Below are 17,002 nucleotides of genomic sequence, written 5' to 3' on the forward strand. Positions count from 1 at the left end.
CAGTAGCAACATCCGCATTCAATAAGCGTTGACGGGCAACGGAGGGTAGAAATACTTGGGCAAGTCATCATCGAAAAGAGGATTTGATGCGTAATAATCCACGCATTGATAGAAATAGTTCAATCCCTCCTGTTTTATCAGCAAAGGTCGTGTAGAATGAATGTATACACTGTAAACAATAGCAACGCCTCCCTTCAATAGCAGTAAAGGAAGTACATAATAGTGAGCTCAACAATACGTCAATGGCTAACCCCCATTATATTGGTATCTATTGCCATGCTGGTGACTTTTACCCTGACCGCCAACCGCCCTGATAATGCCAAGGTAGAAAATACCGCCCGCACCCTGACCGTTGACGTGGCCGCGGTGGTCAAGCAGGACTTGCGCATTCCCATTCAGGCTCAGGGTACGGTTAGCCCCCACCGGGAAACCGCCATTGTTGCGGAAGTGGCGGGTAAAGTGATTGAGGTCTCCCCTACCTTCTATGCTGGTGGCTATGTTGCCAAAGGTGATGTGCTGCTGCGTATAGATGATGTTGAACATCAGGCAAAATTAAATCGCGCCCAGGCAGCAGTTGCTTCAGCGGAGAGCGCCTTAGCCCAGGAACAGGGCCGAGCAGATGTTGCCGAACAAGAATTTAAAAAGTTTCCCAAAAAACATCGCACTAGCACCGCAAGAGATCTTTATCTGCGTAAACCCCAACTTAAGCAGGCTGAAGCTCAACTACTATCCTCACAGGCTGACCTGCGTAAAGCCGAACACGATCTGGAGCGCACGGTTATCCGCGCTCCCTACGACAGCCTGATTAGAGAAAAGCAAAGTGATCTGGGCCTGTATCTAACGCCCGGCACACCATTGGCAACTTTAATGGCGGTAGATTTTGCTGAAATCCGCTTAGCCATTCCGCAAAGCAAGCTACCTTATTTGGAACTACCCACCATCAGTGATTACGACGAAGCCAATAGCACGGAGGTTGATCTTTATACCAATGTTGCCGGTGAGCTGCAGCACTGGTCGGCAAACTTACACCGCACTGAAGGGGTTTATGATGAACGCTCCAGAGTATTATTTGTGGTGGCTCGAATTAACGACCCCTACTTACTCAAGGCCCAACCTCTAAACACTGCCGCCGCTATTGCAGCGGCTAAGCAAGCGGAGCCTCAAACACCATTACGCATTGGCACCTTTGTTTCTGCCGTAATCAATGGCCGCTTAATTGAAAATGTAGTTACCCTGCCCCGCAATGTATTACGTACTGGCAATCTGGTTTGGGTGATTGACCAACAGCAAACGCTGCGCAACCGTAAAGTCAGCACCTTGCGTACACAGGGCGATAAAATGTATATCACCGGCGGCCTGCAAAATGGCGACCTGGTTTGCCTGACACCGACCGGCGCCACTATCGCCGGTTCAAAGGTGACGATAAGTAGTAAAACACCTAGCAACCGCTTATTTGATCAAGATGCGCCAGCGGCAGAATCACCAGTTATGGCAGAAAAAGCTGAACCGCAAGAGCTGCTAAGTACAGGTGCATCACTATGAATAAAGCCGCCGATAATGCAGCGGACCGCACGGGTATCATTGCCTGGTTTACCAAAAACCCGGTAGCCGCCAACCTGTTAATGATTGTTATTATTGTCGTGGGCATTGGTTCAGGCAGTGTGATTCAACGGGCTATGTTTCCTGAAATCGAAGTGCCGATTATCAGCATTGTTATTGCCTACCCCGGTGCAGCACCCGAGGAAGTTGAGCTAGGTGTTGTTCTAAAAGTTGAAGAAGCCCTGAAAGATCTGGAAGGTATCAAGCGGCTGACTGCCGAAGCCCGTGAATCGATAGCCAATATTTGGATTGAACCTGCGGATGGTTTTGATCTGGATAATTTAATGGATACGATAAAAAACCGTATCGATGGTATTCAACATTTTCCTCAAGAAGCTGAAAAACCCACCATCAATCGCTGGGCCATGCGCGATGTAGCGCTGATGTTACAAATATATGGCGACCTCGACGAACGAGGCATGAAAAATCTTGCCGAGGAAGTTAAGCGCGAACTAATGGCTTATACCGAAGTCTCCATGGTAGAAATCCAGGGGGTAAGAAATTATGAAATCGGTATTGAAATGTCCGAACACCAACTGCGTGAATACCATTTAACCCTGGGAGAAGTCGCCGATATTATCAATGCCTCATCGCTAAACTTACCCGGCGGCTCAGTGCGTACGGACAATGGCGATATTATGTTGCGCACGACAGGCCAGGCTTATCGGCAATATGATTTTGAAGCTATCGTCTTAAAAACCTTTCCCGATGGCACCCGCCTGACACTGGGTGATATTGCCAATGTTAATGACGGCTTTGTCGACGAAATAGGTTTTGCTTTATTCGATGGCCGCCCTTCAGTCGGCTTGGCCGTTATGGCCATTGGTGATCAGGATGAACTGGAAACCGCCAAACGAGCGCTAAAATATGTCGAGCAAAAAAATGCCAAATTGCCTGAAGGCGTAGAACTCGCCCACTGGATGGATGTTACCTATTACCTCGAAGAACGCCTGGGCATGATGTATAAAAACCTGGCCTTTGGTGCGTTACTAGTTTTTATTGTTCTCGCCTTGTTTTTAGAAATCAAATTAGCCTTCTGGGTAATGATCGGTATTCCGGTTTGTTTCTTTGGCGCCATCGCGGTATTTAATTTACCCATTATCGGCGGTTCACTAAACGTATTAAGCCTGTTCGGTTTTATTCTGGTGCTGGGTATTGTGGTGGACGACGCCATTATTATCGGTGAGAGTGTTTACAGCGAACAAGAGAGAAGTGGCCTGAGTATTCGCTCAGTAATCGACGGCACTCATAACGTTGCCACGCCAGCCACCTTTGGTGTGCTCACCACCATTATGGCCTTTTTACCTACACTACTCACTTCCGGTGTTATGGGCGCTTTACCAGCAGCGGTAGGCTGGGTAGTTATCCTTTGCCTGATTTTTTCACTGGTCGAATCCAAATGGATATTGCCAGCACACCTTGCTCACAGCAAACCGGTAACAAACCGCTGGCTAAAAGCCGTCGGTGTGCTGCCAGCAGCCACCAATAGTAAACTGCGACAATTTATCGAAGCCCGTTATCGCCCCTTTGTTAAACGCTGTATTGCCAACCGCTATACAACACTCGCCGCGTTTTTAAGTTTGTTGATTATGACCTTTGGTTTAATGACCGGTGGTATCGTGCGCTATGTGGTATTTCCGGAAGTACCGGCGGATATGATTCAGGCGGAATTAAAAATGGCCGACGGCACCTCTCAGCAGCAAACACTGGATGCCATGATCCGCATTGATGAGGGCCTGCGACAGGTTGAACGGGACTACCAACAGGAAACCGGTACTGATAGCAAAGTGATTCAACATACGTTTAGCTATGGTTTTGAACGCATCAACGGTATTTTAATGGGCGAACTAACCAAGTCTGATATCCGGGATATTAATAGCGATGAAGTCATGCGTCGCTGGCGAGAAAATGTGGGTGATATCAGTGGCGCAGAGGTTTTATCCTTTACCGCCCCGGATGGTCCTAAAGTTGGTCCTGCTATTTCTTTCGACTTGATTCATGAAGACTTTGATGTATTAAAAGCTGCCGCCGCAGAACTTGAAGCTCAGTTAAAAACCTATGAAGGCGTTTACGATGTACAAAACGGCGCCAGTGCTACCTCGGATGAATTCCATTTGGATATTCTTCCAGAAGCTGAAGCTTTAGGCTTAACCCGTTTTGATTTAGGCTCTCAGGTTCGCCATGCTTTTTATGGTGCCGAGGCACAGCGTATCCAGCGGGGCATCGATGAAATCAAAGTGATGGTGCGTTACCCCATGGAAGACCGACATACAACCAGCAGCCTGGACAGTATGTTTATTCGCACCCCAGGTGGCGATGCAGTGCCCTTTGATTCGGTGGCCAAACTGGAAGTTAAACCGGGCCTGAATAAAACCAACCATATTAACTTCCAGCGGGCAGTATCGGTTGATGCTGAAGCTAATAAGCAAATTATAGAACCATCCCGGGTGACCAATGAACTTTTGTCTGAGTTTTTACCGGGTCTGGCTGAGCGTTATCCCGACTTGGTATATCGCCGCTCCGGCATGAGTGACGAGGAAGCAAAAACCGGTCGCAGCTTATTGATAGGGTTTACTCTGGCGTTATTTGGTATCTATGCCCTGCTGGCCATTCCAACCAAATCCTATATGCAACCACTGATTATTATGGGGGCTATCCCCTTTGGTATTATCGGCGCCATTGTAGGACATCTGATTACCGGTTATGCCTTTAGCATGATGTCGTTCTTTGGAGTGATTGCCTTATCAGGGGTGGTGGTCAATGACAGTTTAATTATGGTGGATTTTATTAATCGCTCTGTCGCTAAAGGCACGCCAGTTTATCAGGCTGTAGTGGATGCGGGCTGTAAACGTTTTCGAGCTATTTTTCTCACCTCTCTAACCACCTTTTTTGGTTTGCTGCCGGTCTTATTAGAAACCAGCGTGCAGGCTCAACAGGTTGTACCCATGGCGGTCTCACTGGCTTTTGGTATTGTGTTTGCCACGGTCATTACGCTGTTACTGCTACCGTGTATGTATATTGTGTTGGAAGACTTAAAAGGCTCCAACGTTGAAAAAACCACCGACCCACTTGCTACCAGCAGCTAGCCAGCCAGTGCTCGATCAGTACCGCTACTTCTCAGTAGCGGTACTGTTACTCCCCCATAAACACCTCGCCTCAGGCCATGGCTGCAGCTATATTTTTTAGTTGCTCTAAGGGTTTGGGCTTTTTCTTAACTAACAAGTCGTCATGGATTTTTAAAATAACACCTTTAATAAGGTCGGTAGTATTGTCGATATCAGTAATGGCTTTTAGGGTATCAACATCATCATAGAGCCGACGGCCTTTAAGCGAAAGGCGCTTTTCTGCCCTGCCTTTGGCAAGATCACTGCTTAAAAAACGCGAAAGTGTTTTGGCAGCATTCTGATCTGATACCAGCGTAAAAATATAATATTTCATCAAGCTCTGGATAAAATCTGTTGAACCACCTACAGCTAAAGCCGCCAGATTGAGAATATCAATCATATGGGCGGGCAACCTGCTCTCTACCGGCTTGCGCTGGGAGAGCAATTGCTTTTGCACCACAGGGGTTGATTGATGAGGTAGCAGGCTCACGTTATCGCATTGATCGCATACGCCCACCAGTACACTTTTTACCACGCCACTACCATCACTAAGTGGCACATCACGTAATGCAAAAGTTGCCCGCTGCAGCGAGCCGCAGGTTTCACACATGGCCTGTTTTGAATCGCCAATTTTAAAAATTTTCATAACACCTCCCTAATAATATCTTCCTAACAACATTTCCCAACAACATTTCCCTAATCCCTAATGATGAACACTGATAAAAACGCTATCAGGTTCCAGAAAATACCATTTGATATACCAGTTTTGGCCCTTATACCTTGTTGCCAGAATATGAACATCAACACGCTTATCCAGATGGTGAGGGCTGGTACTGTAGGTTTCACCCCCGCCCTGCCAATAATGGCTGCCACCTCAGCTAAGGAGACATCACCTACTGCCAGTAGATTTTTAATATCGATATGGGAACGCTGCTGATGTAAAACATATCCATGTTGCAAGCAGTGCAGCACCTGCTTTTTTCTTTCCTTGAAGCCCATACATACCTCCATTGTACGCAAATTGTCGTACTCGACAAGTTTTTTTTCATCCTTTGATCTGGCCATCCTATGCCAGCGCCAATATTAGTGCAGGATTAATTTTAAAATCAATAGCTTAGCCACTGCAAAGAGCTGCACTAGCCCACTCTATTACCTGCTGATAATCGCCACTAAATTGAATACGAGGTTGTTTGTTTTGCAATTGGTATTCATACATCGGGTCATAATAATCAACCAACAGAGTTTTAATCCATGCTTCGTGGGCTGAAACATCGCCACTACTTTGCTGCCGGTCCAGCGCGGCATTCATAACTTTTTCTAATGTTTGATAACGCTGCGAGCCCAGGCGCTTGCGAATGCGGTACAAGCTGGCTAATAGATGCTGGCGGTAGTTTTCATAACCCTGCCCGGCATCTACCGCCAAATGCTCCTGCTCCATTTCAACCACATACTCCTGCAAGATGCGCTGAATACGAAACTCCAGTGACATTTCAACCACCGCAATAGGCGCTTCGCACATAGCCAGCCATAAATTATGGGGCAAAGTTATTGGCCCTATCATGCGACTTTCATCTTCAAAAAACAGCGGTGCATTTTTTTCAGCCTCGCGTTTTTTTAACAGGTCGATTCCCAGACGGTTTTCAAAGTCCGACTGGCAAGGCGGCTCTTCAACTCGGCGACCAAAACTGGAACCACGGTGATGGGCAAAACCTTCAAGATCAATACCGGTCGACAGCTCGCTGACCAGAGGCGTTTTAGCCGTGCCAGTTTTACCACCGATAATGATCATTGGCGCAACAGAGGCGGCCTCAATTTCATCCAGCAGAACACGACGCAGGGCTTTATAGCCACCGGGGATTAAAGGGATATCTACACCAGCCTCTGCCATCCATTGCTGGGTAAGATTGGAGCGCATACCGCCACGCCAGCAATACAAATGCGCGTTGTTATTATCCCTGACAAACTGGCACCAGCGCTCAATACGCTGCTGCTTAGTCTCTCCACTGACCAGCTGATGGCCAAGTTCAATCGCCTCAGCTTGCCCTTGCTGTTTATAACAAGTGCCAACCTGATGGCGTTCCTCATTATTAAGAATAGGCACATTACATGACGTTGGCAGAGTACCAGCCGCAAACTCCACCTCAGCCCGCACATCGAGAAAAGGGGTATTGGCAAGCAATAAATCACGAAAAGTTGCAGGATCTGCAGTTAAACCAGCCATAGCGCCATATACTGTTATTATCGGGGACGTTATTATCCCCGCTCTACTGGAAAAAGTTAACCATAATAAACGACTGATACGCTATGCACCCGTTGTTTCACTCACCATCGCCACACCAAGCACTTTGATAGTGGCTGGCTCAGTAACCGCACAGGCTTCAACTTAACCGGCTGCTAGTCGATTACTGTAAAAGCTAAGCCGCAGGTGCTGGTCCAGCGTATTAATCCCTGCGTAAATAATGGCATCCAATGCTAAAACATGATTGAATCTGTGCCACTAAAAATACCCCTGCAAACATCTTAGGAAGACAATAATGACAAGCACTCCATCCTACGGCTTATTTATTAATGGCGAAGAGCGCCCCAGTGATAACGGCAAGCAATTTGAGGTGCTCTCTGCCTGGACCCGCGACAGCATCGCTACCATTGCAGAAGGCAATGAAACCGATGTCGATAATGCCGTCGTGGCTGCCCGCGCCGCTTACCCAGGCTGGGCCGAGTGTGCACCGGTTATCCGCGAAACTGTTTTGCTAAAAGCTGCTGACCTGGTAGCAGCCAGTGCGGAGCATTTAAGTAACATCGTTATCCAGGAAAGTGGCTCCACGCAACAAAAAGCCCTGTTTGAAGTGAATAATGTTGCTGCCCGTTTACGCACCGCCGCCGGTGAAGCCAGCCGCCTTTATGGTGAGACCTTCCCCAACGATAAACCGCACCGTATGTCGATGGTTATTCGCGAGCCGATTGGTGTGGTCGCAACTATTTCACCTTTTAATGCCTCCTTTGCCCTACTAGCCAAGATGACTATTTACGCACTGGCCGCTGGCAATACCGTGGTTGCCAAACCCGCTTCGGAAACGCCGCTAATTGCTATTGAATTTGCCAAAATTTTTAAAGAAGCAGGTTTACCTGATGGCTGCTTTAACGTGGTACCCGGCCCCGGCCGCAGCGTGGGTGACACGCTGATTAACCACGGCAATATCGACGGTATTGCCTTTACCGGCTCTACCGAAGTCGGCAGCCGTATTGCTGCTGTCGGTGCAGCCAAAATGCGCCGCATGCAAATGGAGCTTGGCGGTAAAAACCCGCTATTAGTTTTAGGGGATGTCGACCCGGTTAAAGCTGCAGCCATTGCCGCCACCGGTGCATTCTTCCATGCCGGCCAAATCTGTATGGCCAGTACCCGGATTATTGTAGAAAAATCCGTACTGGATGAGTTTGTTAAAGCACTAGTAGAAAAAGCTAACTCACTCACCTTTGGTGAGCCTGAAGACCCTACTACCGCTTATGGTCCCGTTATCAACGAAGGCGCACTGAATAAAGTAATCAGTCATGTTGAAGGCGCACGAGACAATGGCGCACAAGTGCTCTGCGGTGGTGATGTTGAGCGCGGCTTAATTTACCGCCCTACTGTCGTGTTAGAGCCACCCCGTGATCGCGGTGTTTGGGTTGAAGAAACCTTTGGCCCAGTGGTTAGCGTAGTGGGTGTGGAAGATCTGGACGAAGCGGTTGCCCTGGCCAACGATAGCGAATACGGTTTAAGTGCTGGTGTACTCACCAACGATATGACCCGTGCCCTAACCGCCGCCAGACAGATTCGCGCCGGTGCCGTGCATTTGGGTACCCACTCTTTCCAAAGTGATTCACTAAGCCCTGTAGGCGGTATTGGCGCTTCCGGCTTCGGCCGCAGTGGCGGTAAATACAGTGTTGAACACTTTACCGAGTTAAAATGGATTAGTATTGAACTGGGTGAAACACCACTCCCCTTTTAAGGGTCAAACAGAGACTGTTATTGATGAAAACGATTAAATACGCGGCCAGCGCGCTAGCTGTTTTTGTCGTTATCGTATTTACCGCCCCCCTGTGGGGCGGCTGCAATTTTAATAGCAATCTCTGCCATAGCTGGTGTGAACTGCGGCATTTTAATAGCGGCTTTAATGAAGCAACCTGCAAAGCCAGCTGCCTGACAGATAAACTGAGTTGTATGGCAAAGTAATGGCTATGGGTATCGTCACACAACGGATTATCTATACCCTATTAGGCGGCTTAATCTCAGCCGGTCTAGTGCTAACATTGACTGAGCCTCCACAGCCTGCCACCCCCGCGGCCAGCACTAACACCGCCCCCCCTCTGGCTGACAACGTAGAAAACACCGATATCACCCAGCTACAACAAACGATTGCAAAGCTACAGCAGCAATTGCATTTTGAACAAGAAAATACCGCCGCCCTCGATTATGAACTGCAATTATTAGAAGATTTATTAGCGGATGCCTCAAGCCCTACCCCCCCTCGCCCAACCAACCGCAAGAATCGAGCAGCGGAAACCTGGTTTGATGAAAGTCGTTTGCTGGCACTTAATGTAGACCCGGCTGACATTGAAACGATCAAAACCCTGCATAACCAGGCCGAATTGGAAAAGCTCGAGCTACGCAACAAAGCGGCCCGCGACGCCAAACTCCGTAGAAGCCTCTATAGAGAGCTAAAAACTATTGATAGCAATTTACGGCAACAGTTAGGCGAACAAAACTACGACCGTATGCTATTTGCTTCGGGCAAAAGAAACCGGGTAGAAGTGACCGACATCTTAACCGGGTCAGCAGCTAATAGCACCGGCATCCAAAAAGGGGATTTGATTATTAGCTATGGCGGAGAACGTATCTACGAACCCGCCAACCTCTACCAGAGTACCGCCGGAGGGGATGTGGGTGAAATGACTCTGGTTGAAATTCAGCGGGGAGAAGAAGTACTGACAGTTTATGTACCCAGAGGGCCGTTAGGTACACGCTTTAAACCGATTGTTAAAAACCCCGACTAATTAACGCGCTGTTTTTTGCGGCATAGCGCTAAATAAAAACACCAACAATAGATTCAAGCCTACACCCCATAACCCAGAGTGAACCCCCAGCGGCATAGAGCCACCCTCAACAAATTTTAAGCCCAACGTGACCAACAAACCGGCTAGCATACCCGCAAACATCGCTGGGCCACGCAAAGCTGGCAACCAAACCCCCAGCAATACCGCAGGGGTTAATTGCAGCATGATTTCCAGCATAAAGACCAATAGCGACCAAACCGAACTGGGTAAATTAATCGCCGCGATTACCATGGGGATCATCAAGCCCCAACTTAATAGCTTGCCAAACTTTTGCAATTTTTGTTGCGATAGCTCAGGGTAGTTAGGACGAATACCATCGTGGGTAATCATCGAACCCAGCGTTAATAAAGCCGAATCAATAGTCGACATAATCGCCGCCACACCGGCAGCCAAATACAGCGTTAATAAAAACCGGGCGCCAACAATATGCTGATCAAGTTGGGCGATCACATACAACATCACTCGCTCACTGTCCCTACCCTCCAAGCCCGGCACCCAAGCGGGGGCTGCCATCGCTACCATCGTTAAGGGCAACAGTGTAATCAGCGGCATAAATAACATCACCTTATAAGCGGTTAAGGTGGTTTGCAGATTTTTAGCCGCATAGATGCGTTGAATTTTTTGCGGGTAAACACAGGCGGCAAACATCGTCACAATGGATAAGCTAATAAACGTCACCACGGGAAACTCACCGGCATCAAACTTATCTTGCTGTGCTGCCAAGGCATCCACCAGAGCAGGCACCGCCTTAGGCTCAAAGATAAAAGCCAGCACACAGGCGCATAAGGCGCCGACTAATAATAAAGCGCCCTGAATAATGTCAGACCAGACTACGGAACGCATACCACCCATACTTTCGTAAATCGCCATAATAATAGCGACAGAAATAATACTGGTAGAAAAACTCAGCACACCATCACTGGCGGTCTCTAATAACAGACCTACCGCCAATAAATTACTCAGGATATAGGCCGTTAATGAAAATACGGCCAGGGCATTGACCAACCAAAATAAGGGGCGGTAGTGATAACGCCAACGAACAAAATCGCCGAGGGTTAAAAAATCGTGCGCTTTGGCAATACGATAAAGTTTTGGCGCATAGGCCAGCAATACAATCCCTACCCCGGTTAGCCCCACAATCATCGGAGCCACTTCCAAGCCCGTGCGATAAGCTTTACCCGGAATACCAAATAATGAGCCACCGCTATAGTTGGTCGCATAAAGCGTAAAAAATAAAGCTACTGGCCCAAGACTGGCACCGGCCAGATAATAATCTTTTAGCGAAGACTCAACCGACGAGCGGGATGCATACCAGCCAATCAATAATAGCGACAGAGAATAAAGGGCGATAAACCACCAATAAGGGGCAATAGGCATAACCGAGCTTTCTTATTATTAATCAATCAGTTTTAAAAAATCTTTCGAGGTAACAATAGCATGATCATTCACATAAGCCTCATGACTTTCTTCCACTTTGCTGAGTTCATAACCATAGTTAACCAACATACCGGCAGACTGGGCCAAACCATTGGCTGAGGTATCCGCCATCCAGTTAAGGCGCTCTATTCTGGCACCGTTGCCCAAGTGAAAGCGCTCCACAGGGTCCAGTGGGTATTTGCCACGTTTAGCATGGTAAAGATAATGAGCACACAGGCGCATTAACAAAGGCTCCACCATATCGACATAGGACTCAAAGGTATGCCATTGGTCACTATTTAATTGGCTTAGCTGTTCTTTTTCAGAAGCGGTTAATAGCGCTGATTCCGCATTGGCCACCTCTTTATTGAGCCAGCGCCTAAAACCGGGAATTGGTGATAAGGTGGCAAAGCGTTTTAATTGCGGAAACTCTTTACGCAACTCCATCACCACCTGCTTAATCAGGAAGTTACCAAAGGAAATACCCCGCAAACCCTCCTGACAATTACTGATCGAGTAAAAAATGGCGGTATCAAAATTACTGCGGTCATCATCAGCACGGGGCTCGGCTAAAAGATCCTGCACATTGCCAGCAATACCATCGACTAAAGCAACCTGCACAAAAATTAGCGGATCATCCGGTAAAGCCGGGTGAAAAAAGGCAAAGCAACGACGATCATCCGCCAGCCTGCGCCTTAAATCATCCCAGCCCTGCATTTCATGCACAGCTTCATAGGCAATCAGCTTTTCCAGAATATGGGCCGGGGTTTGCCAGTTAATCGTTTCAAGGGTTAAAAAACCGCGGTTAAACCAGGACTTTAATAAATAGAGAAAATCAACATCAACGGCTTCCAGCTCTTTATGCTCTGGCAAAAGCTCAAACAAGTCCTCGCGCATTCTGACCAATGTGGAAGTGCCATTAGGGGCCATATTAAAACTACGGAACAGATTTTTACGCGGACCATCGACAGCGACACTAAGCGCTTTAAACGTTTCAAGGTCATTAGTGGTTTTATAAGCTTCCGCGGATTTCAGAATGGTTTCACGGTCTGAACTGTATTTGTTATAGAGCAAACCAAAGAAATCGATTTTTTGCTCTTTATCCATTTTGTCATAGGCGGCCACAACCTCCTGAGCAATGGCAGTACCCATGGCTTCACCTTTACTAGAGCTAAGGTCTTCGCACAACTGCTCTACAGAACGGGCTTCAGGTCGGGTACGGTTTAGCAGCTCTCTGCCCGCTTCGGCAATAGAGCCAATCAATTGATTTAGACGCATCGGTTTCTCTTATTTCCAGGTTATTGGGAATAGATAGTAGTCGGGTTTTGCGGGTGTGGCCAGTAGGGGAAAATCTGTTTTTTGAGGGAATTTCAGGGGTTTATCTTGCTTCGTCATTCCCGCGAAAGCAGGAATGACGAAGCAGAGGCGTTAGCTTGCGGTCACTGTATCACCCACACTATCGCTGGCTTCTGGCTGCTTATGCTCAGACGCCAACCACATATACACATTCGGTAAAATAAACAGGGTAAAGATAGTACCCACCAACATACCCGCCACTAACACAATACCAATACTATTACGCGCTTCTGCACCGGGACCGGATACCAATACCAACGGAAAGTGACCCAATACCGTTGCACCGGTAGTCATTAATACCGGACGCAAACGAATAATCGAGGCCTCTTTAATCGCCGCCAATTTATCCTTGCCCTGAATCTGCAACTGATTGGCAAACTCCACAATCAAAATGGCATTTTTGGCAATCAAGCCCGCCAGCGTAATAAAACCTACCTGCGAATAAATATTAATCGTGGTCCAGCCAACAAAGGTAAATAGCATGGCGCCGGAAAAGGCCAACGGCACCGAGCCTAACAGCACCACCAAGGGGTCGCGGAAGCTATTAAACTGTACCGCTAGCACCATAAATACAAAGGCTAGTGCAACACCCAATACGCCAATCAGAGTATTGCCTTCCTGGCGGATCTGTCTGGATTCACCGGCATAGTCGATGGTGTAGCCCGCTGGCAGGATTTCTTTTGCCGCTTCTTCTAAAGCGGATAAAGCCTGTTCCTTGGTGGCATTAGGCAAAACACCACCATAAACACGGAAAGCATTTTTCTGCTGAAACTTGGCCAGATAGCGAGGGGCCGATTTGGTTTCAAGGGTTGCCAGATTGGCTAGTGGAATTAAGTCGCCATCCGGGGTGCGTATTTTCATATCCAGCAATGCCTGTGGATCGGGGCGGCCGCCCTTTTCTACCATAGGTACAACGCGGTAGGCTTTGCCTTCCAGATCAAAGCGATTGACATAGTTACCCGATAACAATAAACCCATTTGCTTGGTCACATCCTGCAAAGACATACCGGCATTGGCGACGCGTTCACGGTCTAATTGAAAACGGCCCTGGGGCAAATCAATATTCAGGTTGGTACTGGCAAACATAAACATGCCGGTTTTATAGGCCGCCGCTACAATTTTTTCTGCATAGGGCAACATATCTTCGGCGCTATCGGGGGACATAATCACCAGCTCAACCGGGAAGTTACCCGCGGTAGGCAATGCCGAACCCAAGGTTGGAAAGGCTTTTACCCCGGTCACTTGTTTTAACTTTTGAAAAGCTTCGGGAAATATCTCATGCACGGATTTATCCCGCTCGGAGTAATCAACAAACTCCATCCCCCCAAAAGCACCACCGGGTTGCACTATCTCCCACATGGCATAGGTATGAGGTAGCGAGTGCATGGTAGAAATAACATCCAGCATATACTTGCTGGTATATTCCAGCGAAGCATCCGGTGGTGCTGAAGTCACAACACTGATAGAACTTTCATCTTCCGTCGGCGCCAACTCCTGTTGCGACAATAAAAACAGTGGAATAATCAGCACGGTAAAATACATCCCCACCGCAAACACCTGTGGACCGGAGCCCAGCGTTTTATCCAGCATGCGGCCATAGCTTTCCTGAATGCGGATAAACCAGTTATTGACCCACTGGGTAAAGCGCCCTTCATGGCCACCCTCGGGACAGACATAGGCACTCATTATTGGCGACAACGTTATCGCTACAACACCAGAAATTAATACCGCCACCGCCAGGGTAAAGGCAAACTCTTTAAATAATACACCGGTTAGCCCTGACAATAAGCCAATGGGGGCATACACCGCCGCCAGAGTAATTGTCATACCAATAATAGGTGACAGTAGTTGCCTTGAACTGGCCAGAGCTGCCTGAGTGCGAGTCATGCCCTGTCGCATAAAACGGGAGACATTTTCCACCACCACAATGGCATCATCGACAACCAAACCCACTGACAGTACCACCGCCAATATGGTTAACAGGTTTAACGAGAACCCCATCAGTGACATAGCGGCAACGGCACCTAATAGAGAAATAGGTATTGCTACCAAAGGCACCAGCGCCGTTCTTAGGGAGCCCATAAAAGCGACTACCACAATGCCCACTAAGATTACGGTTTCGATCAGGGTAATAATAATTTCCCGCAGGGCATTGCGCATATAAGTCGTAACATCGTAGCCAATACCTATTTTCATGCCGTCAGGCAAAGTGGCATTAATTTCATCCAGAGCCACATAGAGTCGATCACCGATATCAATTTCATTGGAACCCGGTAAAGGCCAGATACCGATATATACCGCATCCTGAAGGTCGAGCATGGCATTAACGCTGCCCTCTTCTTCACCCAACTCTACCCGCGCTACATCGCGCACGCGGATAACAGCACCTTCAACTTCGCGAATTACCATTTGCTCGAAGTCTTCCACGGTTTGCAGTGAGGTATTGACCATTAAGTCGATACGCTGGTTGGTATTTTCACTGCGACCGATGGTGGCAATAATATTATTTCTTTGCAGAGCTTCTTCTACATCCCGGGGGCTAAGTTGGAACATCGCCAGACGGTCAGGGTCCATCCATATGCGCATCGCGGGCATGCGCCCCGCTTCCAGTGTGACATTTTGCACACCGGGGATGGCGGTAAGAATAGGGTTTACCCGGCGGGTCAGGTAGTCACTGGTTTCAGCGCGGGTCATACCGGCTTTAAGGGGGATATCCAAATAGAAACCGGCAATAGGTCGATCGGCTCGGCGCACTGAAACCGCAGGGTCTTCAGCACCTTGGGGTAGTTCAAAACGAATCTGGCTTAGGCGGGAGGATAATTCAGCCAGAGCATCGGTACTTTTCTGGTTTAGCTCTAGCCATACCGTTACCGTGCTCATCCCTGCGGTGGAGGTGGCATCCACATAATCAACACCGGGGATAGTCGCCGCAATACGTTCAATCGGTTCGGTAATAAAACCCTGTACCACTTCCGCCGATGCGCCTACATAAGGCGTATTGATTACCAGCGAGGCGCTTTCAATTCTGGGGAATTCCTGTATCGGCAAATCCATCGCTGCCCGCACACCGATTAATACCAGCGCCAGTGAAATCACAATAGAAAGCACCGGCCTTTCAACAAAAATATCAACCCAGGAGGGTCTATTCTCGGTTTTGGTCTCTGCCTTTGTCTCGCTCATGATTATTGCCCCGTCGTGGGTTCTGAAGTGTCAGCCGTCTTATCCTCGGCAGCCATATCAACCGCTTTAACCAAAATGCCATCACGTAATTTAAAAGCGCCATTGCCCGCAACACGATCACTGGGTTCCAGGCCACTCAAAATAACCACATAGCCATCTTGCTCAGGCCCCAGAGTGACCCGGCGTTTAGCCGCGCGTTCCGCCTCAGCCGCACCTTCTTCGGCGGGCACCAGCACATAGAGATTAGGGCCAAAGGCATCATAGCGAACCGCATTCATCGGTACTCTGGAAACTGTTTGCGGCTCACCCACCGGTGCAGAGATAGTCACTACAGTGCCGGGGTATAATTTGCCCGCAGTATTATCAACTTCGGCGCGGTAACGTAAATTACCAGAACGGGGGTTAACCCAGGAGTCTTTGGCAATCACTGTTGCTTTGATACCTTCACCGCGCAGCATCACCGATATCTCATCACCCAGTGCTAAGGATGACTGCCGCTGCGGTAAATAAAAATCCAGCCAGACCTTGCTGGTATCGCCTACCAAGCGGCTGATCATGGTATTAGGTTGCAAATACTGCCCCACTTCCAGCTCAAAGATCCCGGCGGAAGCATCAAAGGGCGCGCGAATGGTTTTTTTGCTGATAATCGCTTTAAGGCGATCTTCTGAAGCCACTGCGGCATTGCGTTGGGCCAGTGCCTGATCCCTGGCCTCTTCCGAGGCAACACCGGTTTTGGCCAGTTTCTGGTTTCTTTCCAGTGCCAGAGCGGCCAGCTGGGCATCGGCTTCAGCAGCGGCTAATTGCGCTTCTTCTTCGGTGGTATCGAGCTTAAGCAGTAATTGCCCCTGTTTAATCTGGTCACCAGCTTTAAAATCAATGGTTTCGACCCGGCCACCCAGCTCATTGGTCAAATCCACCGCCTGCACAGCCACCACATCAGCGGTAGCAGTAATCGTTTGCTGCCATTCAGACGATTCGGTCGTGGCCAGCTCAACGACTTCGGAGGGTTCCCCAAAGGACTTGCCAAACTCGATCGCTTTGCGGATTTGATGGACTTTATAGGAGGCCAGAATAACGGTGATCAGGACGCAACCGACAATAACCGGCAACCATTTGCGGAACTTCATTCAACTCTCCATTGTTATCGTTGTTTAGCAGGGTCTGTTTAGCAGGGTCTTGCTGGCGGCACAGTCAGCCATTTAGCCGCAAGCATACCCGAATGTTATTATATTGAAAGTTTATATTTGTTAAGT

12 protein-coding genes are annotated in these 17,002 nt (G+C 48.4%); 5 read left to right on the forward strand and 7 right to left on the reverse strand.

The genetic code is table 11. The features are described 5' to 3' along the window. The first annotated feature begins 222 nt into the window (after positions 1-222). On the forward strand, positions 223-1,542 hold the full coding sequence (locus BST96_RS20080; protein ID WP_157118026.1) for an efflux RND transporter periplasmic adaptor subunit: 1,320 nt from the start codon (positions 223-225) through the stop codon (positions 1,540-1,542). Next, a complete protein-coding gene (locus BST96_RS20085) occupies positions 1,539-4,685 on the forward strand; it encodes an efflux RND transporter permease subunit (protein WP_085760403.1) in 3,147 nt (1,048 codons plus the stop codon). The genes BST96_RS20080 and BST96_RS20085 overlap by 4 nt, the downstream gene beginning before the upstream one ends. A 70-nt stretch (positions 4,686-4,755) precedes the next feature. Here BST96_RS20085 and BST96_RS20090 read toward each other — a convergent pair whose 3' ends face one another. The 3 genes from BST96_RS20090 to mnmH all read right to left on the reverse strand — a co-directional run bounded on the left by BST96_RS20090 (position 4,756) and on the right by mnmH (position 6,924). Next, positions 4,756-5,349, reverse strand: coding sequence for a hypothetical protein (locus tag BST96_RS20090; RefSeq protein WP_085760404.1), 594 nt, complete (start codon positions 5,347-5,349; stop codon positions 4,756-4,758). A 50-nt stretch (positions 5,350-5,399) separates the two neighbouring features. Then, entirely contained in the window at positions 5,400-5,702 is a 303-nt protein-coding gene (locus tag BST96_RS20095; RefSeq protein WP_206045371.1) for a hypothetical protein, read from the reverse strand. Positions 5,703-5,817: 115 nt separating this feature from the next. Next, the gene (gene mnmH / locus BST96_RS20100) at positions 5,818-6,924 is read right to left on the reverse strand and encodes a tRNA 2-selenouridine(34) synthase MnmH (RefSeq protein WP_085760405.1); all 1,107 of its coding nucleotides are present in this window, start codon (positions 6,922-6,924) and stop codon (positions 5,818-5,820) included. 313 nt (positions 6,925-7,237) lie between these two features. Between mnmH and BST96_RS20105 the strand changes: the two genes are divergently transcribed. Genes BST96_RS20105 through BST96_RS20115 form a run of 3 tightly spaced genes read left to right on the forward strand, consistent with a single transcriptional unit; the run spans position 7,238 to position 9,737 of the window. Next, positions 7,238-8,692 (forward strand): aldehyde dehydrogenase family protein, encoded by a 1,455-nt coding sequence (locus tag BST96_RS20105; RefSeq protein ID WP_085760406.1) that lies wholly within the window; start codon positions 7,238-7,240, stop codon positions 8,690-8,692. Between the two features lie 23 nt (positions 8,693-8,715). Further along, positions 8,716-8,916 (forward strand): hypothetical protein, encoded by a 201-nt coding sequence (locus BST96_RS20110; RefSeq protein ID WP_085760407.1) that lies wholly within the window; start codon positions 8,716-8,718, stop codon positions 8,914-8,916. A gap of 5 nt (positions 8,917-8,921) precedes the next feature. Then, positions 8,922-9,737 carry a PDZ domain-containing protein gene (locus BST96_RS20115; protein ID WP_157118027.1) on the forward strand — a complete coding sequence of 272 codons (816 nt, stop codon included), beginning with the start codon at positions 8,922-8,924 and terminating at the stop codon, positions 9,735-9,737. Here the strand turns inward: BST96_RS20115 and BST96_RS20120 are convergent, their stop codons facing one another. The 4 genes from BST96_RS20120 to BST96_RS20135 all read right to left on the reverse strand — a co-directional run bounded on the left by BST96_RS20120 (position 9,738) and on the right by BST96_RS20135 (position 16,876). Then, positions 9,738-11,174: a sodium:solute symporter family protein gene (locus tag BST96_RS20120; RefSeq protein WP_085760409.1), complete on the reverse strand. Its 1,437-nt coding sequence runs from the start codon at positions 11,172-11,174 to the stop codon at positions 9,738-9,740. A gap of 18 nt (positions 11,175-11,192) precedes the next feature. After that, a complete protein-coding gene (locus BST96_RS20125) occupies positions 11,193-12,491 on the reverse strand; it encodes a malonyl-CoA decarboxylase (protein ID WP_169714055.1) in 1,299 nt (432 codons plus the stop codon). 150 nt (positions 12,492-12,641) lie between these two features. Further along, the gene (locus tag BST96_RS20130) at positions 12,642-15,749 is read right to left on the reverse strand and encodes an efflux RND transporter permease subunit (RefSeq protein WP_085760410.1); all 3,108 of its coding nucleotides are present in this window, start codon (positions 15,747-15,749) and stop codon (positions 12,642-12,644) included. 2 nt (positions 15,750-15,751) lie between these two features. Further along, positions 15,752-16,876 (reverse strand): efflux RND transporter periplasmic adaptor subunit, encoded by a 1,125-nt coding sequence (locus BST96_RS20135; protein ID WP_085760411.1) that lies wholly within the window; start codon positions 16,874-16,876, stop codon positions 15,752-15,754. Positions 16,877-17,002: the final 126 nt, after the last annotated feature.

The organism is Oceanicoccus sagamiensis, assembly GCF_002117105.1.
In the GTDB taxonomy this organism is placed as follows: Bacteria; Pseudomonadota; Gammaproteobacteria; order Pseudomonadales; family Dasaniaceae; genus Oceanicoccus; species Oceanicoccus sagamiensis.

Bases quoted from the DNA above. Each gene is read 5' to 3' on its own strand.
- BST96_RS20085 (WP_085760403.1), top strand. From the start codon at position 1,539: ATGAATAAAGCCGCCGATAATGCAGCGGACCGCACGGGTATCATTGCC.
- BST96_RS20090 (WP_085760404.1), bottom strand. From the start codon at position 5,349: ATGAAAATTTTTAAAATTGGCGATTCAAAACAGGCCATGTGTGAAACC.
- BST96_RS20095 (WP_206045371.1), bottom strand. From the start codon at position 5,702: ATGGGCTTCAAGGAAAGAAAAAAGCAGGTGCTGCACTGCTTGCAACAT.
- mnmH (WP_085760405.1), bottom strand. From the start codon at position 6,924: ATGGCTGGTTTAACTGCAGATCCTGCAACTTTTCGTGATTTATTGCTT.
- BST96_RS20105 (WP_085760406.1), top strand. From the start codon at position 7,238: ATGACAAGCACTCCATCCTACGGCTTATTTATTAATGGCGAAGAGCGC.
- BST96_RS20110 (WP_085760407.1), top strand. From the start codon at position 8,716: ATGAAAACGATTAAATACGCGGCCAGCGCGCTAGCTGTTTTTGTCGTT.
- BST96_RS20115 (WP_157118027.1), top strand. From the start codon at position 8,922: ATGGGTATCGTCACACAACGGATTATCTATACCCTATTAGGCGGCTTA.
- BST96_RS20120 (WP_085760409.1), bottom strand. From the start codon at position 11,174: ATGCCTATTGCCCCTTATTGGTGGTTTATCGCCCTTTATTCTCTGTCG.
- BST96_RS20125 (WP_169714055.1), bottom strand. From the start codon at position 12,491: ATGCGTCTAAATCAATTGATTGGCTCTATTGCCGAAGCGGGCAGAGAG.
- BST96_RS20130 (WP_085760410.1), bottom strand. From the start codon at position 15,749: ATGAGCGAGACAAAGGCAGAGACCAAAACCGAGAATAGACCCTCCTGG.
- BST96_RS20135 (WP_085760411.1), bottom strand. From the start codon at position 16,876: ATGAAGTTCCGCAAATGGTTGCCGGTTATTGTCGGTTGCGTCCTGATC.